An 8160-nucleotide genomic window follows, 5' to 3' on the forward strand; every position below is an offset into this window, starting at 1 on the left:
GATGACCGACACCTGTTTCCTCTCCGAAGGGCACGACATGATCCACGCGCCTGAGAAGAAGCCGCCGGGCCGCCGCCCGGGCCGTGCGTTCCGTACCGTTCCCCGCTCTCGCCGCGAAGCCGGCCGACGCGTGCTCGCCGCGCTCAGTGCCGGGCTGTTCGTGGTACCGCTGGGCGGGCCGGCCGCCGCCGCGCCGGAGTCGCCGACCACCCGGCCGGCGAGCACCTCGGCCGCCGGGCCGGCTGCCGGCCCGGCGCCGTACCTCGACGAACAGGTGCTGTTCGCCCAGCGCAGCCTCGGCTACGCCTGCTTCCGGATCCCCGCCGTCGTCGAGGCCGGCAACGGGCTGGTGCTCGCCTTCGCCGAGGGACGGGTCGCCGACTGCGGCGACGACGGCGACATCGACCTGGTGCTGCGGCGCTCCTTCGACGGCGGCCGGACCTGGGGGCCGCTGCAGGTGGTCTCCGAGGGCAACGGCTCCACGCACGGCAACCCGGTGCCGATCGTCGACCGGCGGACCGGCCGGATCGTCCTGGTCAGCACGCACAACGGTCCGCAGCCCTGCCCCAACGGCTGCGACCGGGACCCGTACGTGCAGGTCAGCGACGACGACGGGGTCACCTGGTCGGCGCCCCGGGAGATGACCGAGGGCAAGCGTCCGGAGTGGAACTTCTGGTACGCCACCGGCCCGATGCACGGCATCCAGCTCACCCGGGGCCCGCACGCCGGCCGCCTCGTCGTCGGCGCGAGCCACGAGACGTACGACGGCGTCGGGCCGCACCGCTACGGCACCCACCTGCTGTACAGCGACGACGGCGGCGAGACCTGGCAGATCGGTGCCGAGGGCTCGTACTCCGACGGCACGGTCATCGCCCAGGAGGTGACGGTCGTCGAGTTGACCGACGGCCGGGTCTACGCGCTGGCCCGGGAACGCGGTACGGATCCGGGGCACCGGGCGTACGCGACCAGCAGCGACGGGGGTGAGACGTTCGACCGGCCGTTCCGCACCATCGACCTCGCCCTGCCGGACGTGCAGGCGGCGACGCTGCGGCTGCGGGCCACCGACACCGGCGACCGGACCAACCGGATCCTGCTCTCCGCGCCCGCACACCCGGTGGCCCGGGAGGCGATGGCGGTCCGCTCCTCCTTCGACGAGGGTCGCAGCTGGCAGCCGTGGCAGCAGGGCAAGGTCTTCTGGTGGGGGCCGGCCGCCTACTCCGACCTGGTCCGGCTCGGCCCGGACGAGATCGGGCTCTACTACGAGGCCGGCGTCGCGACGCCGTACGAGTCGATCCGCTGGGCGCGGTTCAACGAGGCGTACCTGGCCACCCCGAACGGCACCCCGCCGGGCATACCCGGGCCGCCCGCACCGGGCCCGCGGACCCCGGACCTGACCCACCACCGCAACGACGCGTACGTCCGGGGCGGTGCGGGCACGGTACCCGGACGCTACGGCAACGGGCTCGAACTCGACGGTGTCGACGACCGGGTCGAGGTGCCGTTCGACCGTTCGATCGACGTGGCCGGCGACGACTTCACGATGATGACCTGGTTCCGGTACACCGCGACGACCGGGTCGCACGCGCTGCTCTGGGCGTACCGGACGGGCAGCGGCACCACCCCCCAGGTCTGGCTGCGCGCGGAGCCGGCGTCGAACCGGATCCGGGCGCTCATCATGGTCGACCGGTTCAACGTCAGTGTGCAGTCGGCCGGTGCCTACAACGACGGGCAGTGGCACCACGTCGTGCTGCAACGTTCCGCCGGACAGTTCGTGCTGCGGGTGGACGGCGCGGTCGTCGCCTCGGCCACCTGCCCGCCGGGCTCGGTCACCGATGGCAAGGAGTTCGGGGTGCAGGGCCTGCACGTCGGACAGCGGGTGGACGGGGTCGACCGGTTCCGCGGCACGCTCGACGACGTCCGGGTCTACCGGCGGGCGCTGACCCCGACCGAACTCGACCTGATCCGCCTCCGTGGCCTGCCGATCCAGGGCCGGCTCGGGCTCTGGCTCCCGATGGAGCGGGTCGGCTGACCGGCGGGTCGGCGCCGGCGCGTCTCCTCCTTCGGAGGCGTGCCGGCGCCGGCCCTTCCCCGCCGCTCGTGCGGGCGTCGGGCCGCAGGGCGTCGCGGTCGCGGGACCGACCGGGTCAGGCTGTGCCGTCCGTCGGGTCGCCGGTGCCGGTGCCGGTGCCGGTCGCCGCCTCGGCGCGGGCGATCCGCTGCTTCACGTCGTGGAAGTGTCGCCGCATCGCGTCCTGAGCGGCGACCGGGTCGTGGGCGGCCAGCGCGTCGACGATCCGGCGGTGGTTGGCCACGATCAGCTCCTTGTCCTCCCGCGGCGTACCGAGCAGCGGTTCGACCTGGTGGTACACCTGCCAGAACAGGTTGATCAGCTGGAGTACCAGGTCGTTGCCGCAGGACTCGTAGAGCAGCGTGTGGAAGGCGCGGTCCGCCTCCAGGTCCGTGCGCATCGCGGTGACCAGGGCGCGCAGCGCGTCGAGCCGGGTCGGGCTGGTGTTCTGGGCGACCTGGGCGACGAGCGCCGTCTCGAGGATCTCCCGCACCTCGATGAGGTCGTGCAGCGCGCGTACGCCGCCCTGTGGGCCGGACCTGATCCGGAACTCCAGTGACGGACTCAGGACGTCGAGCGAGGCACGTCCGACGAAGGTGCCGAACCCGTGCCGGATCTCGACGATGCCCAACGCCTGAAGTGCCCGAACCGCCTCGCGCACGCTGTTGCGGCTCGCCTCGAGCAGCTCCATCAGCTGGGTCTCGGTCGGCATCGGCGCGCCGGCGGGAAGCTGGCGGTCGTGGATCAGGGCGACGATGCGCTCCTGGAGTGTCTCGCCGCTGCGCCTGGCCATGGCTGCCCTCCAGGATTAGGTCCCGGCTGGCGCGACATCCCACATCGCCGTAGTCGTGCGCCGTCTGTCCGTGGCCAATTTACACCTGCCCTGTCTTGACGCCGCGCACCGCCGGTCCTAGTTTCGACTCGAACGATGGACGTCCTACGTCCGATTTCCGGGTGAATGCCGCTCTGGTGCTCAGAGGAGAGTCCTTCCCATGATCGAACGCGAGCCCGACCCGAAGCTGTCCGGAATCTGGTTCGGCGGCGACTACAACCCGGAGCAGTGGTCCCCCGAGGTGTGGGCCGAGGACACGAAGCTGATGGTCGAGGCCGGGGTCAACCTGGTCTCGGTCGGCATCTTCTCCTGGTCCGCTGTCGAACCCAGGCCGGGCCGGTACGACTTCGACTGGTTCGACCGAGTGCTGGACAACCTTGCCGAGGCGGGCATCGGGGCCAGCCTCGCCACCATGACCGCCTCGCCCCCGCCGTGGCTGTCCCGCCTGCACCCGGAGATCCTGCCGACCCGGGCCGACGGAACCCGGCTCTGGCCCGGCTCCCGTCAACACTACTGTCCCTCCAGCCCGGTCTACCGCCGTTACGCCGGGCGACTCGTCGAGCGGATCGCCGCCCGGTACGCCACCCACCCCGCGTTGCGGATCTGGCACATCGGCAACGAGTACGGCTGCCACGTACGCCAGTGCTACTGCGACGTCTCTGCCGCGGACTTCCGCCGCTGGCTGCGGGACCGGTACGGCAGCCTGGACGCCCTCAACGCGGCGTGGTCGACGACGTTCTGGTCCCAGCGCTACGGCGACTGGGCGGAGATCCTCCCGCCGCGTACCAGCCCCACCTTCGGCAACCCGACCCAACGATTGGACTTCGAACGGTTCAGCGACGACGCCATCCTGCACTGCTACCTCGCCGAACGCGACATCGTCCGCCGGCACAGCCCGGACGTGCCGGTGACCACGAACTTTATCGGCCTGGTACACAAGCCGATCGACTCCTACCGCTGGGCGGCGGAACAGGACGTGGTGAGCCTCGACAGCTATCCCGAGCCGTTCGACCCGCGGGCCCATGTCGCCGCCGCGTTCGGCTACGACCTGGTCCGGTCGGCCCGGGGCGGCCAGCCGTGGCTGCTGATGGAGCAGGCGCCCGGCGCGGTCAACTGGCGGGAGCGCAACGCGCCCAAGCCGCCCGGGCTGATGCGGCTCTGGAGCTGGCAGGCGGTGGCGCAGGGGGCGGACGCGGTGCTGTTCTTCCAGTGGCGCCAGTCCGCCGGCGGCGCCGAGAGGTTCCACTCGGCGATGGTCCCGCACGGCGGCCCGCAGACCCGGACGCACCGGGAGGTCCGGGCGCTCGGCCGGGAACTCGCCGATCTAGGGGAACTGGTCGGCACCCGGGTACGCGCACAGGTGGCACTCCTGCACGACTGGGACAACTGGCGGGCGGTCGAGGGCGCCGCCCACCCCGGCGTACTCGACCTGCTCGGCACCGCGCAGGCGCACTACGAGCCGCTCTTCGACGCGCACGTGACCTGCGACGTGGTGCCGCCGACGGCCGACCTCTCGGCGTACCGGATGGTGGTGGTCCCGAACCTCTACCTGATGCCGGCGTCGGTCGGTGCCCGGCTCCGGGCGTACGTCGAGGCGGGCGGGACCCTCGTGGTGTCGTTCTTCAGCGGCATCGTGGACGAGTGCGACCGGGTCCATCTCGGCGGCTACCCGGCACCGCTGCGCGAGGTGCTCGGGCTGCGGGTGGAGGAGTTCTGGCCGTTGCCGGTCGACGGCGCGGTGGGACTGGATCTCGACGGCGAGCGGCGTACCGGCTCGGTCTGGTCGGAGTGGATCGAGCCGGAGGGGGCGCGGGTGGTGGCGACGTTCGCCGACGGTGAGCTCACCGGCCGCCCGGCGGTCACCCGGCACGAGTACGGGCGGGGTGTGGCGTGGTATCTCGGTACCCGGCCGGAGCCGGACGCCATGCGGCGCCTGTTAGACCTCGCCCGGGCGGACGCGGGGGTGACCCCGGTCCTGCCCGACCTGCCGGAGGGGGTGCAGGCGATCGAGCGACACGGCGTCGACCGGTCGTACCTGTTCCTGCTCAACCACGGTGCCGGACCTGTCTCGGTGCCGTTGCCGGGGCCCTCGGTCGACCTGTTGGCCGATCGGACCGAGCCGGTGGACCGGGTCGAGCTGGCACCCCGGGCCGTCGCGGTGCTCCGGCTCGCGGCGCCCGCGGGCTGATCGCCGGCCGCCCGTCGGACCCGGCCGGGGCGGGCCCTCTCCCGGCCGCCCCGGCCGCGGACCGCCCGCGAGGTGGGCGAGGCGATCCACCTCCACGGCCGTCGCGGGCGACCGGACCCGCGACGGCCCGGATCAGTCGTCGGTCGGACGGGTCCGGAACGCCCCGGCGGCGCTGACCGGCGACACCGGGTTCAGCTTGGCCCGGATGTTGTCGGCGTCCAGGTGACCGATTCCGTCGAGAATGGTCTCCGCCTGGCGCCAGGCCTCCCGGGCGGCGGGCAGGTCGCCGGTGGCGGCGTGCAGGTCGCCGAGGTGGTCGAGGGTCCGCGTCTCCAGGTAGCGGCTGCCCTCGGCGCGGTACCGGTCGAGAGCCCGATGGTAGTACGTGACGGCGCGCTCCCGGTCGCCGAGACAGCCGTGGATGTAACCGAGGCTGTCGTACATGGTGCCCTGACCGTGCGTGTCGCCGAATTCGATGGCCCGTTCCAGCGCGGTCTGGCAGTAGGCGAGTGCCTGTTCGTAGTTGCCGAGCCGGGCGTGGCACCACCCGAGGTTGTTGATCGCGTGGAACAGCCGGACGCCCGCGCCGGCTGCCTCGTGCAGGGCGTACGCCTGCTCGGCGTGCGCGAGCGCTTCCTCGTAGCGGCCCTGCCGTTCGCGTACCCAGGTCATGCCCTGGTAGGCGTTCGCCTGGAGGGCGAGGTCACCGGCCTGCCGGTACAGGTCGAGGGCCTGTTGGAGGTGGCGGTACGCCTCGTCGGTGCGCCCGAGCCCGGCCAGTCCGATGGCGAGGATGCGGTGGACGTGTCCACTCCCCGCCGGATCGGTCACCCGGTCCGCCGCGTCCAGCACGGCCCGGTGCACCATGTGCCGCCAGCGGCCGTTGCGGAGGAAGATCGGGGTCAGGGTCGCGGCGAGCTGCCAGGTGTGCCGGTCGAACCCGTGCCCGGCCGCGTGGTTCAGGGCCGCGAAGAGAGCGGGATGCTCCTCGGTCAGCCAGTCCAGCACGGCGACCTGGTCGGGGAGGTCCTCGACCGTGACCCCGGGGTCGGGTGGCGCCAGGTCCATTGCGTCCAGCCCGCGGTACAGCAACTGGGACGCGCCGTATGCGGTGTGCAGGTAGTGGTCGAGCAGCCGACGTACGGCTGCCCGGCGGTCGGACTCGGTGTCGTGTGCGGGGGACAGTTCGGAGGCGTAGGCCCGGAGCAGGTCGTGCAGGGTGTACCGGCCCGGGGACAGCTCGGTGACCAGGTGCACGGCGGCGAGCGTGGCCAGCAGCGACCGGGTCTGCCCGACCGGTAGGCCGCCGAGGCTGGCCGCGCCGGCGAGGGCGATGTCCGGACCCGGGTGTAGGCCGAGCAACCGGAACAGTCGGGCCGCGCCCGGGTGCAGGGTCTGGTACGACCAGGAGAACACCGCCCGAACCCCGGAGGCCGGAGCGTCCCCCTCGAACGCGTCCAGCCCGCCCCGGGCCGTTCGCAGCTCCCGGGCGATCGCGGCCAGGGTGAAATGGGGATTGGTGGCGGCTCGGGCAGCCACGACGACGAGCGCCAGCGGGAGCCCGGCGCAGAGTCGGACGATCTCCCGGACCGCCTCCGGCTCGGCCGCGACCGCCTCGGCACCGAGCCGGCTGACCAGCAGTTCGTGCGCCTCGTCGGCGGTCAGCAGGGCGACCGAGACCGGCCGGGCACCCTCCATCGCCACCAGGGTGGACATCCGGTTGCGGCTGGTCACCACCGCCAGACAGCCGGGCGCGCTGGGCAGCAGCGGGCGTACCTGGGCGGCGTCGTGCGCGTTGTCCAGCAGCACGAGGATCCGCCGGTCGGCGATGAGGCTCCGGTACAGGGCGGCCCGGGCGTCCAGCGCGTCGGGGATCCGCTCGGGTGGCACCGCCAACGCCGCCAGGAACGCGGTTATCGCGTCGCCGGGGCTCACCACGTGTCCCTCGGGATCCGCCCCGCGCAGGTTCAGGTACAGCTGTCCGTCCGGGAACAGTCCCCGGATCCGGCGCGCCCAGCGGACGGCGAGACTGGTCTTGCCGACGCCGGCGGTACCGGTGATCACGCAGATGCCGGTCGCCGCCCCGATCAACTCGCCGGCACCCAGCGCGTCGAGTTGGCGCAGGTACCCGGCCCGGCCGACAAACCCGACGAGGTCCGGCGGGAGCTGGGCCGGCACGACCGGTGCCGGGAACGACGGCTCCTGGTCGTCGTCGGCGCCGCCCGTCGGGTCGTCCGCGATGACGCGCGCCTCCAGTGCCCGGAGCTGGGGTCCGGGCTCCAGGCCCAGTTCGGCGACGAGTAGCCGTCGCGCCCGCTGGTACGCGGTCAGGGCGTCGGCGCGTCGGCCACACCTGTGGAGCGCGGTGATCAGCTGGGCGTGCAACCGTTCACGGAGCGGATGCTCGTCGGTGAGCCGGGACAGTTCGGCGATCAGGTCCGCGTGTCGACCGGCGGCGAGTTCCGCGTCGATGCGGTCGGAGATCGCGGCGAACCGCAGCTCCTCCAGACTGCCGCAGAGCCGTTCCCGGGTGGCCCCGCTGGCCGCGTCGGCGAGTGCCGGTCCGCGCCACAGGTCGAGCGCGGCGGCCAGCCGAGCCGCCCGCAGGTCCGGTTTCCTGATGATCCGCGCCTCGTCGACCAGGCGGCGGAACCGGTGCAGGTCCACCGACTCCGGGTCCACCTGCAACAGGTAGCCGCCACCGCGGGCCAGCAGCTGGGCCGGGTTGCCGGGTTCGCCCCGGGCCGCCGAGAGCAGCGCGGCCCGGATCCGGGACATCAGGCTCTGCAGCGTTGTCCTGGCCATCGGTGGTGGAGCCTGGTCCCACAGCAGGGCGACGAGCCGCTCGGTGGCGACCACCCGGCGGGGTTCCAGCAGCAGTATCGCGAGGGCGAGGCGTTCCTGGCGCCGTCCCAACCGGACGACCTCGCCGTCGACGGAGCACATTTCCACCGCACCCAGCAGTCGGAACTCCACGCGCGACAGGCTACCGGCGACAACGGACGTGTTGATCAAACGGGAAGTGTCAAGCGGACGGCAGAGAAGTGTCAGCCGTGACGGGTGAGGCTGCCG

General features: G+C 72.7%; 4 protein-coding genes. 2 read left to right on the forward strand and 2 right to left on the reverse strand.

Annotation, left to right across the window (positions count from 1 at the left end; translation table 11 throughout):
* Positions 1-37: 37 nt before the first annotated feature.
* On the forward strand, positions 38-2029 hold the full coding sequence (locus ABGB05_RS29825) for a sialidase family protein (RefSeq protein ID WP_347657255.1): 1992 nt from the start codon (positions 38-40) through the stop codon (positions 2027-2029).
* Between the two features lie 115 nt (positions 2030-2144).
* Here the strand turns inward: ABGB05_RS29825 and ABGB05_RS29830 are convergent, their stop codons facing one another.
* Positions 2145-2861, reverse strand: coding sequence for a FadR/GntR family transcriptional regulator (locus ABGB05_RS29830; RefSeq protein WP_347657256.1), 717 nt, complete (start codon positions 2859-2861; stop codon positions 2145-2147).
* 199 nt (positions 2862-3060) lie between these two features.
* On the opposite strand from ABGB05_RS29830, the gene ABGB05_RS29835 reads away from it, so the two are divergent.
* Complete coding sequence (locus ABGB05_RS29835) at positions 3061-5088, forward strand: beta-galactosidase (RefSeq protein ID WP_347657257.1); 2028 nt, start codon at positions 3061-3063, stop codon at positions 5086-5088.
* Between the two features lie 132 nt (positions 5089-5220).
* Here the strand turns inward: ABGB05_RS29835 and ABGB05_RS29840 are convergent, their stop codons facing one another.
* On the reverse strand, positions 5221-8064 hold the full coding sequence (locus ABGB05_RS29840) for a BTAD domain-containing putative transcriptional regulator (protein WP_347657258.1): 2844 nt from the start codon (positions 8062-8064) through the stop codon (positions 5221-5223).
* Between the last annotated feature and the right edge of the window lie 96 nt (positions 8065-8160).

The organism is Plantactinospora sp. B5E13 (assembly GCF_039871775.1).
In the GTDB taxonomy this organism is placed as follows: Bacteria; Actinomycetota; Actinomycetes; order Mycobacteriales; family Micromonosporaceae; genus Plantactinospora.